Origin of the sequence: Streptomyces coryli (assembly GCF_011044975.1) — a bacterium.
In the GTDB taxonomy this organism is placed as follows: Bacteria; Actinomycetota; Actinomycetes; order Streptomycetales; family Streptomycetaceae; genus Streptomyces; species Streptomyces coryli.
On sequence record NZ_JAAKZV010000014.1, the window covers coordinates 1 to 18182 of the forward strand.

Genomic DNA, 18182 nt, shown 5'->3' on the forward strand with positions numbered 1-18182 from the left:
TTTCGGGGGCGGGCGCGGGGTCGTTCGCGGGCGGGGCGGTGCCGTCCGCGGCAGGCTGGTCGGGCACCTCGTGGAGGTGCTCGAGCGTCCAGCCGTCGCCGTGTTTGGCGCGGGCCAGCAGGCGGTCTTCGGTCCAGGGGGTCATACGGTTTCCTCCAGTGAGGTGTCGAGGACGTAACCCCGGCCCCAGACGGTGCGGATGGCCAGTCCGAGCGGACTGATCCGCAGCCGGATGCGCATCATGTGCAGATCCAGGGCGTTGCGGGTGGTGGCGCATTCCTGTTCGCCGAGCCGGAAGCGCAGCTCTTCCCGGGGGACAACCTGGCCGTACCTCGCGACCAGCAGCGTCAATAACTCCGACTGGGCCGGCGAGAGCGTCACCGACTGGGCGCCGAAGTGCAGGACTCCGCTCGAGTCGAGGTGGGGCGAGTGGTTGTGCCGGTAGCGGTGCATGAGGGCGTCGGCGCGGGCCTTGAGGTCCTGTGAGGGGACCGGTGCCCGTACCCAGTCCTCGTAGATGTCGTGGCAGACGGGAGCTTCCAGGCCGGCCTCGACGACCAGAATCCGTGGCACGCCGCGGGACCGGAAGTCCTCCCGGAGGTCTCGCTCCACCGGCCAGCGAAGCAGCTGCACCGTGAGGTGGTTGGTGGCCGGGCCGCCTACCTCCTGCAGCTCGTAAGTGGTCATTCGAACCCCGTCTCTCCCGTGACCTGGCTCCGGTGTCGATGTCCAGTCAGGGCCCGGGACGCCGTGCCGATCGGGTCGGACGGAGAGGCATCCCGGGACCTGGGTGACCACGCGGATGAAAGGGAGGCTGCCGGGGTCACCACTACCTAGAAAAATACCAGGAAGTTGGTTTGTTTCACTAGCGGAGAGCGGGATTGTCCCTGATTGCGGCAGCGTCAACTCGGCTGTATTAGACGGCAGTTGGCGAGGGCGCGCATGAGTCCGTCCGGCCCGCGCGCTCGGGGGATCGTGAAGCGCGCGGACCGGACGGGGTACGGGGAGCTGCTGCTCCGGACGCCTGCTAGGGCTGCGCCGGGGGATCGGCCTGCTCGATCGCCGGCTGCTGCTCCTGGGTGAGGGCCGCTGCTTCCGCGGCCGCGGCGAGGACCGACTCGGCTGCCGAGTCGAGGGTGGTGAGGACCCACTCCTCCACCTCGATGCCGCTCCGTTCGGCCGCCTGGTGCCACCGCTCGAAGTGGTCGCCCGGCACCGGCAGACGGTGCACGGGGGTCGCCGCCGGGGTGCCCCCCGTCGGCTTGGCTTCGCGGAGGGCGCCGCGTAACTGCTTGGTCGTCCAGGAGGACGCCTCCGCCCGGTCGAGCCACTGGTCCTGCTCGTCGGGCGGCAGCGAGGCCACTTCCGCGTGGTGCTGGAAGGTCAGCCGGGCGCGTCTACGGTCCATGTCGAAGCGTCGCGCCACCCACGCATAGTTGCGCAGGGTCTGGTACTGCAGACCGGCCGTGCGGATGCCCTGCTGGTACCGGTCGGAGTAGTGCTCCTTGCCGTATGCCATCCAGTCGCCCAGCCACCAGGAGGACGAGTCGACCACGCCGGCGAGCCGGCGGCCGGCCTGCTGCCAGTCGTCGAAGGTGAGCAGGTCGGGGATGAGTAGCCCGACCCTGGTGGTGAGGACCTGATCGCCGCGCGGCATTCCGGGGCGGACTCCGTGCTGCGCGCCGGCGCCCCGGCCGGGAAGGGGAGCGGCTGCGCGCCCCTCCAGCCGCGCGGGCTGTGACTGCTCTCTGCCGCTGACACTGTTGTCCGCGATCATGTACCCGACCCCCGTCCAGGTGTTTTCTTCAAGGATTCGGAATGCTGCGCTGCCCGATCGCTGGGTGTGGTGGGCATGGCGTGACTGTCGCAGCTGGGAAGAATGTTCGGGTCCCGGAGGAAAGACACCGGACAGAGCCCGCGGCCGCGGTGGCGCCGCCGGCCCGCCGGCCGGGCGGTGCCGCCCCCGCGCGAGCGCCCGCGCGGGGGGTGTGCTGTGGGCCTTCAGGACGGATTCGGCTCCGTAATTCCCGCGCTCCGATAACCCTCCCGCTGACGGGCGTTATCGCCGTGCCTGGCGGACGAAAACCGATCGATAACGACGGGTAAATGCCGCTCTTTAGCGTTTCTTTCAGTCGCAGCAAGCACCGCTCAGACGGGAGAAACCAAGATGCGTAAGAACCTCATCACCGTGACGAAGTCCGCCGCCGTCGCCCTGACCGCCGTGGTGGCGGCGCTCGCCCTCAGCGGCACCGCGGCGGCCGCCGACGACGGCGCCTCGCACACCGTCAACGCGGCCGCTGCCTCCACCGACGGCGTCAACGGCGACCCGGGCGGCTGGCTCACCTCCGACCCCGGCGGCTGGAGCGCCACCGACCCGGGCGGCTGGAGCACCACCGACCCCGGCGGCTGGTGAGCCGCAGCCGCATACGGAAACCGGCGGCCGAAATCATGCGGCCGGACTTCCGCTCAACACCCGTCCGGATAAACCCGGAACCCGTTCGCACCTGAGAGGCCTGGATTAATCAGGCCGGTCACCTACATTGGTTCCTATCCGTGGATTGTTAATCCCGATAGGGGGCTGCTGTGGGTGAGCAGATCAAGTTCAGCGCATTGGGGCCGCTCACCGTAACCGTGGACGGCGCGAGCATTCCGCTCGGCGGCGCCCGGCAGCGTACGATCCTCGGCCTGCTGCTGGTGGTCCCCGGCCGGGTGGTCCAGCTCGACACCCTGGTGGACGCGGTCTGGAACAGCAATCCGCCGCCCACCGCACGCACCCAGGTGGCGATCTGCGTGGGGGCCCTGCGGAAGATATTCAAGAACGCCGGCGTCGAGGGCGACGTACTGCTCACCGAGCACCCCGGATACGTTCTGCGCACCGAGGGGCACTGGTTCGACCAGGCGGAGTTCAGCGAACTGATCCGCACCGCCGAGGCCCAGGCCCAGCAGGGCAGCCTCGAGGATGCCGCCCGGTCCTACGCCGAAGCCCTCGGCCTGTGGCGAGGCCCCGCCTTCGCGGGAGTGTCCACCCAGCTGATCGACGACGAAGCCGCCCGGCTGGAAGAGCTGCGGCTCAATGCCTGCGACGACGCCGCCGGCGTCGAGCTGGAACTGGGACGGCACCAGGAACTCATCCCCACCCTCGCCGCGATGGTCCGCGACCACCCGCTGCGGGAGCGCACCCGCTACCACCTGATGCTCGCCCAGTACCGCTCGGGCCGCCGGGCCGACGCGATGGAGACCTATCGCGACGCGCGCACCCAGTTCATCGAGGAACTCGGCATCGAACCCGGCCCGGACCTGCAGGAGCTGCACGACGCGATCCTGCGCGACGACCCCTCGCTCGCCACCCCGGCCCAGCCGGCCGCGGAGCGACGCGGCACCGCCCCGGCGGTCACCGTGCCCAGCGAACTCCCCGCCGACGTACCGGCTTTCACCGGCCGCGCCGATGAACTCGCGGCACTGGAAAGCCTGGTGACGGCGTCCGAGGACGCCGAGGACACCGCCGCGGCCGCCGCCGGCACCATCGGCCTGATCACCGGCGCCGCCGGAATCGGCAAGAGCGGCCTGGCGATGCGCTGGGGCTACCGCGCCGCGCAGCACTTCCCCGACGGGCAGCTCTTCGCCGATCTGCGCGGCTACGACGAACACCACGAGCCGGCCACCGCCCAGGACATCCTCAGCCGCTTCCTGCGCTCCCTCGGCGTCTCCGGCGAGCAGATCCCCGCGGACGTGGAGCAGCGCGTGGCGATGTACCGCAGCCTGCTCACCGACCGGCGGGTCCTGATCGTGCTGGACAACGCCCGCAGCCACGCGCAGCTGCGCCCGCTGCTGCCCGGCGGCGGCCGCTGCTGCGTCCTGGTGACCAGCCGCGAGCAGCTCGAGGAGCTGGTGACCTGGCCGCCGCAGGCCCGCGTGCACCTGGGCCGGCTCTCCGTCGACGAGGCCGTCTCGCTGCTGACCGCCATCGTCGGCGAGCGGCGGATCGCCACCGCCCGCGCGGACGCCGTCCGCCTGGCCGAGCTGTGCGACCGGCTGCCGCTCGCGCTGCGGATCGCCGGCGCCCGGCTCGCCTCCAAACCGCACTGGACCGTGCGGTACCTGGTGAAGCGGCTCAGCGACGAGCACCGCAGGCTCGACGAGCTGAGCCAGGGCGAGTCGCAGGTCCGCGCGGGCTTCGCGCTCAGCTACCGGTATCTGCCGGAGCAGGCGGCCCGGTTGCTGCGCCTGCTGGGGCTGCTGGACGCCCCGGACTTCACCGCCTGGGCGGCGGCCGCGCTGCTGGACGGCGACCCCATGGACGGCGCCATCGTCGTCGAGGAACTGGTCGACGCCCAGTTCCTCGAGGTGGCGGGGGAGGACCCGACCGGGCAGCTGCGCTACCGCATGCACAGCCTGGTCCGGCTCTACGCCCGTGAACGGGCCCTCGAGGAGGAGCCGGAGCCCGAGCGCGACGGCGCCGCCCTCCGGTATCTGCGCACCGTCCTGACCATCGCGGAAGCGGCCGACCGGCGCGAGGACGCCGGCACCGGCACCGGCATCCACAGCGACGAGGCGCGCACGGCGGTGGACGCCGGCCTGCTGGAGGAGCTGCTTGCCGTGCCCCTGGTCTGGTACGAGGCCGAGCGGCTCTCGCTCGTCGCCGCCGTGCGCCAGGCCGTCCGTACCGGACAGGCGGCGATCGCCTGGGACCTGACCGTATGCGCCTCGATCTTCTTCGGGATCCGCAACTACACCGAGGACTGGCGGCAGTGCTGCGAGGAGGCCCTGGCCGCCGCCGAGGCCGCCGGCGACCTGCGCGGGCAGGGGGCGATGCACTACGGGCTCGGGGCCCTCGAGCTCGGCCGCAGCCAACTGGACAGCGCCACCGGCCACTTCGAGCGAGCGCTGCGGCTGTACACCGACGCCGGCGAGGACCACGGGCGGGCGATGACCCTGCGCAGCCTCGCCCAGGGCGACCGGCTGCGCGGCGATGTGGACCTGGCGCTGGGCCGGTTCGCGGAGGCCCTGCCGATCTTCCGGCAGGTCGGCGACCGCTACTGCGAGGCGCACACGCTGAGCAATATCGCCGAGACCGAACTGGACGCGGGCCGGCCCGAGGCGGCCCTGCCCTCGGCCCTCCACGCGGTGCAGCTGGAGGAGAGCAGGGGCGAGGACACCCGTAACCTCGCCCAGGCGCTGTACCGCCTGGGCCGGGTGCACGGCGGTCTCGGCCGGCTGCAGGCCGCCGAGGAAGCGTTTCTTCGTGCGGTGCGGATCGTCAAGGAGAAGGCCGACATGATCGGTCTGGCGTACACGCTGCTCGGCCTCGGCGAGACGCGGCTGGCCCAGGACGACGTCGAGCTGGCCGAGGCCACGCTGACGGATGCGCTGGAGATCGCGGAGGAAGCCCGCAGCCCCATGGTGGCGGGCCGCATCAGCATGGTGCTGGGCGACATCAGCTGGCGTAAGGGGCAGACCGAGAAGGCGCAGAGCCGGATGGCTGCCGCCCGGGAGCGGTTCCAGGCGGTCGGGGCGTCGGCGTGGGAGCAGCGCGCGGCAAAGGCGCTGAGCGGCTTCGCCGCGGTCCACCGCTGAACGGATTCCGCGGGCTGCGCCCCCGGGCCTTCAGGCGGTCGGGTTCGAACGGCTTCTGCCGGATTTCTTTCTACGGGCCGGGTGTCCTGTCGCCAGGACGGTGACAGCGCTCAGGGCTTCGACCGCTCGTCCAGCAGGGCCGCCATGCTGGACAGGACCGCGTTGCAGGCCACTTCATGCAGGGCGAGGCGGTGCTCCAGCGCCACTACGAGACGGGCGGCATCCATGGATTTGCCGCCGATCTCGAAGAAGTTGTCGGTGCGCCGGATGCGGTCTTCGGGCACCCCGAGCACCCGCGCCCACAGGGTGAGCAGCCGGCGCTCGCTGTCGGTTGCGTTCATTTCGCTCCTCAACTGAGGCTTCGGGCCAGTGCGTCGGCTTCGTCCTGCAGGACGTGCTGGGCGAGCACCTCCAGGGCGCTGCTGTACAGCCCGGCGAGTCCCAGCACCTGCTGCCGGGGCAGTACGCCGGCGGGGTAGCCGAACCGGACGCCGAGCTGCGGTCCCCTGCCCGTGTCGGTGACGGCCGCGTCGATCTCCAGCGCGGCCGTCGCCGGCATGGCCGGATCGAGGGCGGCGGTCAGATCGTGGCTGCCGGGCACCAGGCCGAAGCCGGTGTCCCGCAGCTGATCCGGAAGGTCGGTGCGCCCGCACCGGTCCAGGTAGTTGAAGACGATCTGTCCGGCCGGGCGGCCGGCCAGCTCGACGGCGGTGCCGGGGTTGAGGTGGCGCAGCAGCCCGTAGCCGATCCCCTGGCCGGGGATCCGGCGCAGCTGCTCCTTGACCGCCCTGACCACCGCACCAGCCGCCGGCCCGCCGGCCAGCGCGTCGTCGAGGTCGCTCCCGACGATGTCGAGCCGGGCCGGATGGACGCTGGTGAACCGGCCCACCGTGGACGACAGATCGGCGCCCGGAAGCACGCCCTTCTCCCGGCCGTGCCCGACCAGCTGCACCAGCAGCGAGGATTCGTACGCGCCGCGCGCGGCCCGCCAGCGGGACACCGCCAGCGCCAGCGCCCCCAGCAGACCGTCGCGCACCCCGCACCGGCAGGCGGCGGGGACCTCGGTGAGCAGCGCCCTGGTGACCGACGGCGGGATGCTCAGCCGGACGTGCTCGACGGTGGCCTGGGTGTCGACGGCGGGGTCCAGGGGGCGCGAGCCCAGCAGGGGGTCGGGGCCCTCGAGCACCGAACGCCACAGCGGGAGTTCCGCCTCCCGCCGCGGCCCGGCCGCCTCCTCCACCAGGGCGTGCGCCCACCGCCGCAGCGAGGTGCCGGTCGCCGGCAGTTCAGGTGGCTGCCCGGCCCGTACGTACTGCCATGCCGCCGCCAGATCGGGGATCAGGATCCGCCAGGACTCGACGTCGGCCACCAGCTGGTGCAGCACGGCGACGAGCCGGCCGGGCTCCTGTGTGCCCGGGTCGAACCACACGAACTGTGCCATCACCCCGGCCACCGGGTCGAGCCGGCCGGTCGCCGCCCCGAGCTCGCGGGCGGCCTGCTCCCGCCACTCCTCGTCCCAGGCGCCGTCGCAGGCCACCCGGTGGACGAGGGGGGCGACGTCGATGCTTCCGGGCGCGGCGGTACGCAGTCCGCCGCCGTCCAGTGTCGAACGCAGCACATCGTGCCGGTCGAGTACGGCCGCGAGCGTGGCGGCGAGGCCGTACTCGTCGATTCCGGCCGGGAGTTCGAGCACCGCGGACGTAGCGGAGCGGCGGACGCCGCCACCCAGCTCCAGGAGGTGCTTCACGGCCGGGAGATGCGGCATCCAGCCGACGCCGCCCGCCAGTTCCGGCGGCACCACGGAGCCGCGGTCGGCGCAGAGCCGGGCCAGCTCCGCCACCGTACGGTGCTGGAAGATCTCGCGTGGCGAGATCTCCACGCCCAGCGCGCAGGCCCGCGCGGACACCTGAACGGAGCGGAGGGAGTCGCCGCCGAGGCCGAAGAAGTCGTCGTCCGCGCCCACTTGGTCCACGCCGAGCACCTCGGCGAACACCGTCGCCAGCTCCTGCTCCGGCCCGGTGGCCGGGGCCCGGTACACCCCGTCCCGGGCGACCGGGGCGGGCAGCGCCGCGCGGTCCAGCTTGCCGTTCGGGGTCAGGGGCAGCCGCTCCAGCACCATGAACAACGACGGCACCATGAACTCCGGCAGCCGGGCGGACGTGAACCGCCGCAGCTCAGGCACCGATAGCCCCGCAGCCGGGGCTCCGGGGCCCGTGGCGCCCGCCGGCACGACATAGCCGGCCAGCTGCTTGCGGCCGTCCCGCTCGTGCACGGTCACCACCGCCTGTGCCACCGCGGGGTGGGCGGTCAGGACGCCCTCCACCTCGGCCGGTTCGATCCGCAGGCCGCGGATCTTGACCTGGGTGTCGCTCCGCCCGGCGAAGTCCAGCCGGCCGTCGCGGTTCCAGCGGGCCAGGTCGCCGGTGCGGTACATCCGCGATCCGGGCGGCCCGAACGGGTCCGGGACGAAACGGGCCGCCGTCAGCGCCGGCCGGCCGTGGTAGCCGCGGGCCAGCGACTCACCGGCGACGTACAGCTCTCCCACCACACCGGGCGGGACCGGCCCCAGCGCCTCACCCAGGACGTACGTGCGCATGTTGCCGATGGGCGTGCCGATGGGCGGGTTACGGGCCGGATCCCACGCGTCGCCGGCTTCCACGGTGAAGGTGCCGGCGTAGAAGCTCTCGGTCTGCCCGTAGCCGTTGACCACCCGTACGCCGGGGAGGGCCTTGCGCACCCGGGCGACCAGCGACGCGGGCAGTGCTTCGCCGGCGAAGACCAGGGTGTCCACCGCGACCTTTCCGACGATCCGGTCCAGGACCTCGGAGAACACCGACGGAACCGAGGAGATGACCTCGCAGCGCCAGACGTCCCGCTCGGCCAGCTCCTGCACGTCGCCGACGACCTCGACGCAGCCGCCCGAGGTGAGGGCGGTGATGATTTCGAACACCGACACGTCGAAGTTCACCGACGTACTGGCGAGCATCTTCGCCCAGGGGCCCATGCCGACCACGGCGGCCAGGCGCAGCACCCCGTTGACCACATTGCGGTGGCTGATGCTCACCCCCAGCGGGGTGCCGGTGGAGCCGGAGGTGTACATCACGTACGCCGTGTTGTCCGGCCGTAATCCGGTGCTGCGCGCGGCCACCGGGGGGCCCGTGAGCTCCAGTTCGTCCAGCAGCACCATGGGCACCTGATGCTCCGGCAGCCCACCCGCGGCCGCCGAGTCGGTGAGCAGCAGCACCGGCCGTGCCTGCCCGAGGATCAAGCCCAGCCGGGCGCTGGGGAAGCGCGGATCCACCGGCACATAGGCCGCGCCGGCCAGCCAGATCCCCAGCACCGCCACCACCAGGTCGGCCGATCGCGGCACGGCCAGCGCCACCAGCGACTCGGGCCCGGCGCCGCGCGCCGCCAGCACCTCGGCGAGCCGGCCGGCCCGCTGGTACAGCTCCCGGTAGCTCAGCCGTTGCTGCCCGCAGACCACGGCCAGCGCGTCCGGCGCTATCTCCAGCTGCTCGGCGAAGAGTTCGGGCACCGTCAGCTCGGGGGTCAGCGCCGCCGCCCCGGCGGAGGCGGCCAGCCGCTCCCGCTCCTCGGGGAGCAGCACGTCCACCGCGCCGATGCGCCCCTCGGGGGCGGTGACGAGTGCGCGCAGGATCCGCAGGAAGCGGTCACCCATGAGCTCCACGGTGTGGGTCTCGAACAGGTCGGTGGCGTAGTCGACGACGCACCGCATCGCTTCCCCAGGGGGCCCGGCCTGGAAGCTGAACTCCAGGTCGAAGCGGGCGGTGCCGGTCGGGAGCGCCTCTAGACGGCCGGCCACGCCGGCCAGGTCCAGGGTGCCGCGGTCCTCGCCCTGCCAGCTGAACATCACCTGGAACAGCGGATGGCAGGCGGCGGACCGCTCCCGGGACAGCTCCTCCACCAGCCGCTCGAACGGGGCGTCCTCGTAGTCATGGGCGGTCAGGGTCTGGTCCCGCACCCGGCTGAGCACCTCGGCGAACGTCGGATCACCGGCGAGCTCCGCGCACAGCACCCACGTGTTGGTGAAGAGTCCCACCTGTTCCCGCAGCGCCGCGTCGGTGCGGCCGCGGAAGGTGCCGCCGATGGGGATGTCCTGGCCGGCGCCCAGATGGTGCAGCAGGACGGCCAGCGCGGTCTGCATCACCATCGAGGTGGTCGCGCCCCGCGCCGTGGCGAGGTCCTCGGCCGCGGCGAGCAGTTCCGGGGCGACCGGGAAGCCGGTGGACGCGCCGCGGTGGCTGACGGTGGCCGGCCGCGGCCGGTCGTAGGGCAGTTGCAGCTGCTCGGGTACGTCGGCCAGCCGTGCGCGCCAGTAGTCCAGCTGGCACGCCAGGACGCTGTCCGGGTCGCTCTCGTCGCCGAGCATCGCGCGCTGCGACAGCGTGTATGTGGTGTACGGGACGGCCGGCGCGGCCCAGCGCGGGGCCTCGCCGCGCAGCCGTGCGGCGTAGGCCCGGGACAGGTCGCTCATGAGCGGGCCGATGGACTCGGCGTCGGCGGCGATGCGGTGGACGCTGAGCACCAGGACATGGTCCGCCGGGCCGCGGCGCACCAGCGTGGCGCGCACCGGGAGTTCGGTCGCGAGGTCGAAGCAGTGCCCGGCCGCATCGGCGATCACGGCATCGGCTTCGCTCCCGGCCGCCTCGACGGTGGTCAGGACGGGATCCAACTGGTCCGCGGGCACGACACGCTGCTCCGGCACCCCCTCGGAGGCCGGGAACACGGTGCGCAGGCTCTCGTGCCGGACCACCACATCGTGCAGCGCGGCCGACAGCGCCGGGGCGTCGAGGCTTCCGTCGAGGTGCAGCAGATACGGCATCGTGTATGCCGCCGAGGGCCCTTCGAACCGGTCGATGAACCACAGGCGGCGCTGTGCGAAGGACAAAGGGATCATTGCGCGTCCACTCCTCGGTCTTCAGCCCAGTGCTTTCGGTGGGTGCGGCCATGCCGAAGGTTTATGGAACACCAGCTGAGCAGGCTGCGTGCGTCAAGCAGTTGGCCGTTTTCGCTGTCCTGGTGACAGGACAGGACGGCATTCCCTTCCGGGGTTGCGGAGAAATTCTCCGGGCCTGCCGAACACCACGGTAATGCCCGTCGTCGGAGGGTTTCCCACCCCGGAGAGCGGAGGTTTTCCTGCTGCCCCCTGGCCCCCTGCTGGACCAAGACTAGAAGGGCGGCGGACGAGCTGCCGCACTATGGAGGTGAAACCCCATGACGTCCTTCGCCGAGTGCCATGTCTGGTCGCTGCCACTGATGCCGAAGCCCTCGTCCTGGACCGGCTTCCTGGACGATACGGAGCTCAGCCGCTGCTCCGCATTCGACCAGGAAGCCGACCTGGCGCGGTTCGTCACCGGCCGGGTGCTCGCCAAGACGACCCTGGCCTTCCTGGCAGGCACTCGCCCCGGCGCGATCCGGCTCGGGGTCGAGTGCCAGGACTGCGGCGGACCGCACGGCAAGCCCCGGGTGCTCGGCGCCGCCAAGGGCTGGGAGCTGTCCATCGCGTACGCGGGCGAACTGGCCGTGGTGGCCCTCGCCCGGGGCACCGCGCTGGGGATAGACGTCGAGCGGGCCGGGGCCTGGCGGGGGCCAGGGCTGCCGCCGCAGTACGACCTGGTGCTCACCCCCGTCGAGCGGGCCACGCTCGAGCTGATCCCGCCCAGGCGGCGCGTCCGGGCCACCTTGGCGCACTGGACGCGCAAGCAGGCCGTGCTGAAGGCGACCGGCGAGGGGCACGGCACGCCCATGACCGACTTCTCCCTGTCGGGCCCGGACCGGCCTGCCGCCCTGCTCGGCTGGCATCCACCTGACCGCCGGCGCCCGGTCCCCGCCATCGCCGATATCGAGGTGGGCAGGGGGTACCACGGTGCGGTGGCCGCGCTCGGGGTGCGCAGGGTGGTGCCGTTGGTCCACGACGGCGCGGAGCTGCGCACGCTGCTTCCGGGCCTTGCGACCGGCACCCCATCGCCCGGCCGATTGCGCACCCGGAGGATCCGCGAGCTGTCGGCGCGGCTGGCGCGGCCGCCGCGTCCCGCGAGGGCCAAGTCCCCTGCCGCCGCGCTGATATGACCCGGCCGCCGTTTGATGCGCCGGCAGGAGGCCGCCGGGTACAGTGGAATGGCGGGACCGGAGTACGGGTAATGCCCCTTCATCGGCAGGAATCCCTTCCACGCCCGCGTACCGGGTGAATGGCCGAGAGTTCCTCCCCGGTCAAGTCTCGCAGTCGCGCCCGATTCCCCCCGACACCCTGAGGCGCGACTGCGAGCATTACGCGCCGATGCCTGACTGCCGATTACGTTCACGAGAGCAGCGCGTATTCCTCATGAGCACTCGCAAGCACACTGCCCTGCCCAAGGCCCGCACCCTCATCGAGGCGCTGCCGTGGCTGACGAGGCATCACGGTAAAACGGTCGTCATCAAGTTCGGCGGCAATGCCATGGTCGATGACGAGTTGAAGGCCGCCTTTGCGGAGGACGTCGTCTTTCTGCATCACGCCGGACTCAAGCCGGTCATCGTGCACGGCGGCGGCCCGCAGATCAGCGCGCAGCTGGACCGACATGGGCTGGTGAGCGAGTTCAGGGCCGGGCTGCGGGTGACCACGCCCGAGGCGATGGATGTCGTACGGATGGTGCTGGCCGGGCAGGTGCAGCGGGAGCTGGTCGGGCTGCTCAATCAGTACGGGCCGCTCGCCGTCGGACTGACCGGCGAGGACGCGCACACCATCACCGCCACCAAACACGAGCCGCTGATCGACGGCGCCCCCGTCGACATCGGCCGGGTCGGCGAGGTGACGCAGGTCGACACCGGCGCGATCGAGGCGCTGCAGGAGGACGGCCGCATACCGGTGGTGTCGTCCGTCGCCCGCAGCGCCGACGACGGACATGTCTACAACGTCAACGCCGATACGGCCGCTGCCGCGTTGGCCGCCGCCCTGGGCGCCGAGACCCTGATGGTGCTCACGGATGTCGAGGGCCTCTACGAGGACTGGCCGAACAGCGACGAGGTCATCAGCAAGCTCACCGCGAGCGAGCTGGAGAAGCTGCTGCCGGATCTGGCGAGCGGGATGGTCCCGAAGATGCAGGGCTGCCTGCACGCCGTACGCAACGGGGTGCACACCGCGCGCGTGATCGACGGGAGGGTCCAGCACAGCATTCTGCTGGAGATCTTCACCGACGAGGGGGTCGGGACGATGGTCGTGCGGGATGACGAGGAGGGGAGCCCGGCATGATGAACGACGAGCTGACCCAGCGGTGGCAGTCCGCCCTGATGGACAACTACGGCACCCCCCGCGTCCCTCTCGTCCGTGGCGCCGGCGCGAGGCTGTGGGATGCCGACGGCAAGGAGTACATCGACTTCCTCGGCGGCATCGCGGTGAACTCCCTGGGCACCGGGCATCCGGCGGTGGTGCAGGCCGTCACCGAGCAGGTCCAGACCCTCGGGCACGTATCGAATCTCTTCATCGCGCCGCCGCCGGTCGCGCTCGCCGAGAAGCTCCTCGGACTCTTCGGCCGTCCCGGCCGGGCCTTCTTCTCCAACTCCGGTGCGGAGGCGAACGAGGCCGCCTTCAAGATCGGCCGGCTGACGGGCCGTACGCACATGGTGGCCACCGAAGGCGGCTTCCACGGGCGCACGATGGGGGCCTTGGCGCTCACCGGGCAGCCGAAGAAGCAGGAGGGCTTCGCCCCACTGCCCGGCAACGTCACGCATGTCGCGTACGGAGACCAGGACGCGCTGCGCGCCGCCGTGACCGACGCCACCGCGCTGGTCGTCATCGAGCCGATCCAGGGCGAGAACGGCGTCATTGTCCCGCCCGCCGGCTATTTGGAAGCCGCCCGGCAGATCACGTACGCCACCGGCGCTCTCCTGGTCCTGGACGAGGTGCAGACCGGCATCGGCCGGACCGGCCACTGGTGCGAGGCACTCGCCCAGGGCGTCGAGCCGGACGTCATCACCTTCGCCAAGGGCCTCGGCGGCGGGCTGCCGATCGCCGCGACCCTCGCCTTCGGCGACGCCGCCGGGCTCCTCCACCCCGGCCACCACGGATCCACCTTCGGCGGCAACCCCGTCTCCTGCGCCGCCGCCCTAGCCGTCCTCGACACCATCGCCGCCGACGGGCTCCTCGACCACGTCAAGCGGGTGGGCGAGCGACTGCGGGACGGGATCTCGCGCCTCGGGCACCCGCTGGTGGACCAAGTACGCGGCAGCGGACTGCTGCTCGGTGTCGTCCTCACCCAGCCGGTCGCCCCCCGCGTCCAGCAGACGGCCCAGGACGCGGGATTCTTGGTGAACGCGGCCGTCCCGGACGTCGTCCGGCTCGCACCGCCGCTCGTGCTGGCCGAGGCCGAGGCCGACGCACTCCTCGCGGCCCTGCCTGGCGTGCTTGACGCGGCGGCCGGGTAGCACCGCTCCCGCTCGCTACGCCTGCTCGACCTCGTCCGCGCCATGGGCGCGGACGGTGCCGTGCCCCTGCACGGCGACGATGTACCAGGGAGCGGGATAGCGGTCGCCGGGGTCCTGTCCGATCGTCCGGTACAGGACGCGGCCGTCCCGCTGTTCGCCGAGGATGCGGACGAGGGCGTTGGTACGCAGCGCGGCCCGGCGGACCTCTTCGGCCTGCTCGCGGTCCAGGGCGGCGGCCTCGGTCCGCTGGTGCCTGATGTGCTGGGGGACGCTGTAGCGGTCCTCGCCGAAGCGGCGCAGGTCGATCAGTGCGCAACCGGTCGCGTGCAGCTGCCGCCTGATGTGCTGGGGCACGCTGTAGCGGTCCTCGCCGAAGCGGCGCAGGTCGATCAGCGCGCAACCGGCGGCGTGCAGGCGGGCGTTGCTGGGCGCCTGCGGCAGCATTTTCCACAACCGGCGGAACCGCTCCTGGAGCTCCAGGTCGGTCAGGCCGTCGATCTCGAGAAGGTCCTGGGTGAAAGGCGCGGTCGCCGGGAACCGTATGGCGGGCGCCTTAGGTTGGGCAGCGGACGCAACGGGCATGGCACATCACCTGCCAGAATTCTTTCGTCTGTCCTGTCGCCAGGACAGAGCCCTTTTACAAGCGAAATGGCGTGCCTCATCGGGTCATCGGCCGAGTGAATTCGCTTCGGTATGGTGGCATGGAATCCCGCCGGGCGACAGATCCGGAACGGCGGACGGTAGTTGCCTGACCCTGGCCGGCCTTGTGGCGCCGGCGGTCGAGTTCTACGGTGGCGTCTGCATCTGCATCGCGGTGATTTCCGATCTCCTGGAGATTTACCGGCAATTCAAACTCGTGACGATTGAGGACGGTGTCAGTGAGTACGAACCCTTTCGATGACGAGGACGGCCGCTTCTACGTCGTGGTCAACGACGAGGACCAGCACTCCCTGTGGCCGGTCTTTGCCGAGGTGCCCGCGGGCTGGCGGGTGGTCTTCGGTGAGGCGGCCAGGACGGAATGCCTGGAGTACGTGGAGCGGAACTGGACCGACATGCGCCCGAAGAGCCTCCAGGAGGCCATGCGGGCCGGCTGAGCACCGGCCGGGTCGCGCGACCCCGCGGCCGGCGGATGCCCGCACCGACACCCGCACGTCCCGATCGGAGTCAACTGGTGATACTTCAGGGAAAACGGGTCGCGCTGCCCCCGGCGCCCGTCGTCCACCGACAGTTCGAGAAGCACGCGCAGGCCACCCCTGACGCCGTCGCCGTCTTCTGCGCGGGGCAGCGGGTGACGTACGCGGAGCTGGACGCGAAGGCGAACCGCTTCGCGCACTTTCTTGCCGCGGGCGGCCGCGGCCGGGGTGCGAAGGTCGGCGTCTGCCTGGACTACTCGATCGACATGCTCGTCGCCATCCTCGGCACGCTGAAGGCGGGCGCGGCCTACGTGCCGCTCGACCCGGCCTATCCGGCGGCGAGGCTCCAGCTGCTGCTGGGGCAGATCCCCGGTCTCGCCCTGATCGTCGCCTCGCCGGCGACGGCCGGGCTGGTCGAGTCGGCCGCCGTCGAGATCGTCGATCTGGAGCAGCTGTCCGGCCGGCTGGCGGAACTCCCGGAGACCGGCCCCGACATCCCGGTCACCGGCGACGACATCTGCTACGCGGTCTTCACATCCGGCTCGACCGGTACGCCGAAGCTGACCGCGGTGCGGCACGAGGGCTGGTTCAACCTCATGAACTGGCTGATGCTCGAGTACGGCCTGCACAGCGACTCGAACAACCTGGTCGTGAGCGCCCTCGGGTTCGACCTCTCCCAACGCAGCCTGATGACGCCGCTGTTCTGCGGCGCCACCCAGTACCTGATGGCGAGCCGGAACTTCGACGCCGCGATGGCGTACCGGATGCTGACCGAGCACGAGATCCGCACGGTGCACTGCGCCTCGAGCACGCTGTATCTGCTGGTCGACTGGGAGACCGCGCGCCGCGGCGAGGCGCTCACCCGGCTCGACTACGTGCTCTTCGGCGGGGAGCCGCTGAAGGTCGAACGGGTCCTGGACTGGGCCCGCCGCCCGGGCAACACATGCACCCTCCTGCACCAGTACGGCGTCGCCGAGTGCACGGATGTCGCGACGTCGTACGACCTCGCCGAATACCGGCCCGGCGAGCACGACATCGCACCGGTCGGCAGGCCGGCGTACAACACGGACATCCACCTCCTCGACGAGCGGCTGTGCGGCGTCGGGGTGGGAGAGTACGGCGAGATCTGCATCTCCGGGACCGGCGTCGGCGCGGGTTACCTGGGCGGCACCGGACCCGAGGCCGAGCGGTTCACCACCATCGAGGTCGACGGCGCGCCGCGCCGGCTGTACCGCACGGGCGACCGCGGCTGCGTCGACCAGGCCGGGGACCTCGTCGTGTTCGGCAGGATGGACGCGCAGGTGAAGGTCCGCGGAATGCGGATCGATCCCACCGACATCGAGCGCGCGCTCGGCCGGCTGGCCGGGGTCCGGGAAGCCGCCGTCGTGGTCGCCGATTCCGGCGACTCCGAGCTGGTCGCGTTCATCGTCCCGGAGGGGGACGAACTCGCCGAGAACGACGTGCGGGCCCGCCTCCTGGAAACGCTGCCGAGAAACATGGTCCCGGCCCGGTTCATCAACATTTCACTAATTCCGTTGAGCCCGCACGGGAAAGTCGACCGCGCGGCATTGGTCGCCATGTGCCGGAACCAGTACGCTTGACGATCGAGAGGACCTTGATGATTGCCGATCAGGTGCGCACCATCTGGTGCCGGGAACTCCAGCGCGACGACATAGCGTTGGACGACGACTTCTTCGCCCTCGGCGGACAGTCTCTCATCATGGCAAGGATTCAGGCTGCCTTCATCGAGGAGCTGGGCGTCGAGGTGCCGGCGGATCAGATGTTCCTCAATCCGACGGTGGCCTCGATTGCTGCCTACATCGAATCCATGGACGCGGTAGCCCAATAGCGGGGGAGAGGTCGTCATGTACGACGTGATAGTCATCGGTGCCCGCTGTGCGGGGTCACCGACGGCCATGTTGTTCGCTCGGCAGGGATATCGCGTACTGCTCCTGGAAAAGGCGCGGTTCCCGCGGGACACCCTGTCCTCGCACTACCTGCACACCCCGGGCGTGGCCCTGCTCGGCCGGTGGGGGCTGCTCGACGAGCTCCGTGCCGCGGGCTGCCGGCCCATCGACCACCAGAGCTACGAGGCGCCCGGTGTCCGGCTGGACGGCTTCTCCCTGCCGGTCGACGGGCACCGGACCACGTACGCGCCGAGGCGGTACGTGCTCGACCCGATCCTCGCGCGCGGCGCCGTGGCGGCCGGCGTGGACTTCCGGGACGGCTGCGCGGTCACGGGCCTGGAGTACGAGGGAGACCGGGTCGCCGGGGTCCGCTACACCACGCCCGGCGGCGCCGAGGCGACCGACCGGGCCCGGCTGGTCGTCGGCGCGGACGGCCAGCGCTCGCTGGTGGCCCGCAAGGCGGGCGCCCGCAACGTCATCGAGCACCCGCGGATGACCTGCACCTACTACAGCTACTGGAGCGGCGTCCCCTCGCACTTCGAGCTCTACGAACGGCCGGAGCGCTGGATCGGCGTCATCCCCACCAACGACGACCTCACGCTGATCATGACCTACTTCCCGCAGGGCGAGTTCCAGGAGATCCGTACGGGAGTGGAGTCCGCCTATCTCGAGGCCGTCCGCACGACGGCGCCCGAGCTGTACGAGCGGATGTCGGCGGGCAAGCGCGAGGAGCAGCTGTACGGCACCGGGCATCAGGAGAACTTCTTCCGCAAGGCCTACGGGCCCGGGTGGGCGCTGGTCGGCGACGCGGTGCACCACAAGGACTCCATCACGGCGCGCGGCATCACCGACGCCTTCATCCAGGCCCAGTCGCTCACCGCGCACATCGGCCAGGAGCTGCACGACGACGCCGCGCTCGAGGCGGCGCTTGAGCGCTACGAGGCCGATGTCAACGACGAGTTCCTCGATCTCTACCAGGGCGTGCTCAACGTGGCCGAGCTCAAGCCCGGGGGGCGGGCCGAACTCCTGCGGAAGCTGGTCGGCCACCAGGAGCTGATCGACCGGTACTTCTCGACGCTGTCGGGCGCGTGCTCGATCGACGACTTCTACAACGCCGACCTGTTGGCAGTGCTCAACCAGAGCTGAA

The 18182-nt window shown here is 71.2% G+C and carries 15 protein-coding genes; 10 read left to right on the forward strand and 5 right to left on the reverse strand.

The window, feature by feature from the left end; all coding sequences use genetic code 11:
* Positions 1–141: 141 nt before the first annotated feature.
* Positions 142–687 (reverse strand): helix-turn-helix domain-containing protein, encoded by a 546-nt coding sequence (locus G5C51_RS05690; RefSeq protein WP_165232710.1) that lies wholly within the window; start codon positions 685–687, stop codon positions 142–144.
* A gap of 340 nt (positions 688–1027) precedes the next feature.
* A complete protein-coding gene (locus tag G5C51_RS05695; RefSeq protein ID WP_206313463.1) occupies positions 1028–1657 on the reverse strand; it encodes an LmbU family transcriptional regulator in 630 nt (209 codons plus the stop codon).
* Positions 1658–2167: 510 nt separating this feature from the next.
* Here G5C51_RS05695 and G5C51_RS05700 point away from each other — a divergent pair.
* On the forward strand, positions 2168–2413 hold the full coding sequence (locus tag G5C51_RS05700) for a hypothetical protein (RefSeq protein ID WP_165232713.1): 246 nt from the start codon (positions 2168–2170) through the stop codon (positions 2411–2413).
* A gap of 170 nt (positions 2414–2583) precedes the next feature.
* Positions 2584–5574, forward strand: coding sequence for a BTAD domain-containing putative transcriptional regulator (locus G5C51_RS05705; protein ID WP_165232714.1), 2991 nt, complete (start codon positions 2584–2586; stop codon positions 5572–5574).
* A 110-nt stretch (positions 5575–5684) separates the two neighbouring features.
* Here G5C51_RS05705 and G5C51_RS05710 read toward each other — a convergent pair whose 3' ends face one another.
* A complete protein-coding gene (locus G5C51_RS05710) occupies positions 5685–5915 on the reverse strand; it encodes an acyl carrier protein (protein ID WP_165232716.1) in 231 nt (76 codons plus the stop codon).
* A gap of 8 nt (positions 5916–5923) precedes the next feature.
* The gene (locus G5C51_RS05715; protein ID WP_165232718.1) at positions 5924–10492 is read right to left on the reverse strand and encodes a non-ribosomal peptide synthetase; all 4569 of its coding nucleotides are present in this window, start codon (positions 10490–10492) and stop codon (positions 5924–5926) included.
* Between the two features lie 317 nt (positions 10493–10809).
* On the opposite strand from G5C51_RS05715, the gene G5C51_RS05720 reads away from it, so the two are divergent.
* The 3 genes from G5C51_RS05720 to G5C51_RS05730 all read left to right on the forward strand — a co-directional run bounded on the left by G5C51_RS05720 (position 10810) and on the right by G5C51_RS05730 (position 13995).
* Positions 10810–11664: a 4'-phosphopantetheinyl transferase family protein gene (locus G5C51_RS05720; protein WP_165232720.1), complete on the forward strand. Its 855-nt coding sequence runs from the start codon at positions 10810–10812 to the stop codon at positions 11662–11664.
* Between the two features lie 253 nt (positions 11665–11917).
* Positions 11918–12823 carry an acetylglutamate kinase gene (argB, locus tag G5C51_RS05725; RefSeq protein ID WP_165232722.1) on the forward strand — a complete coding sequence of 302 codons (906 nt, stop codon included), beginning with the start codon at positions 11918–11920 and terminating at the stop codon, positions 12821–12823.
* On the forward strand, positions 12820–13995 hold the full coding sequence (locus tag G5C51_RS05730) for an acetylornithine transaminase (protein WP_165232724.1): 1176 nt from the start codon (positions 12820–12822) through the stop codon (positions 13993–13995). The genes argB and G5C51_RS05730 overlap by 4 nt, the downstream gene beginning before the upstream one ends.
* A 15-nt stretch (positions 13996–14010) precedes the next feature.
* Here G5C51_RS05730 and G5C51_RS05735 read toward each other — a convergent pair whose 3' ends face one another.
* Complete coding sequence (locus G5C51_RS05735; protein ID WP_165232726.1) at positions 14011–14577, reverse strand: hypothetical protein; 567 nt, start codon at positions 14575–14577, stop codon at positions 14011–14013.
* Here G5C51_RS05735 and G5C51_RS05740 point away from each other — a divergent pair.
* The 5 genes from G5C51_RS05740 to G5C51_RS05760 all read left to right on the forward strand — a co-directional run bounded on the left by G5C51_RS05740 (position 14576) and on the right by G5C51_RS05760 (position 18181).
* Entirely contained in the window at positions 14576–14896 is a 321-nt protein-coding gene (locus G5C51_RS05740) for a hypothetical protein (protein WP_165232728.1), read from the forward strand. The two genes, G5C51_RS05735 and G5C51_RS05740, sit on opposite strands and share 2 nt — an antisense overlap.
* Complete coding sequence (locus tag G5C51_RS05745) at positions 14874–15089, forward strand: MbtH family NRPS accessory protein (RefSeq protein ID WP_165232730.1); 216 nt, start codon at positions 14874–14876, stop codon at positions 15087–15089. Before G5C51_RS05740 ends, G5C51_RS05745 begins: the two co-directional genes overlap by 23 nt.
* 77 nt (positions 15090–15166) lie before the next feature.
* Positions 15167–16729 carry an amino acid adenylation domain-containing protein gene (locus G5C51_RS05750; RefSeq protein WP_165232733.1) on the forward strand — a complete coding sequence of 521 codons (1563 nt, stop codon included), beginning with the start codon at positions 15167–15169 and terminating at the stop codon, positions 16727–16729.
* Positions 16726–16977: a phosphopantetheine-binding protein gene (locus G5C51_RS05755; protein ID WP_240929416.1), complete on the forward strand. Its 252-nt coding sequence runs from the start codon at positions 16726–16728 to the stop codon at positions 16975–16977. The genes G5C51_RS05750 and G5C51_RS05755 overlap by 4 nt, the downstream gene beginning before the upstream one ends.
* A 16-nt stretch (positions 16978–16993) precedes the next feature.
* Complete coding sequence (locus tag G5C51_RS05760) at positions 16994–18181, forward strand: NAD(P)/FAD-dependent oxidoreductase (RefSeq protein ID WP_165232736.1); 1188 nt, start codon at positions 16994–16996, stop codon at positions 18179–18181.
* Position 18182 lies beyond the last annotated feature (1 nt).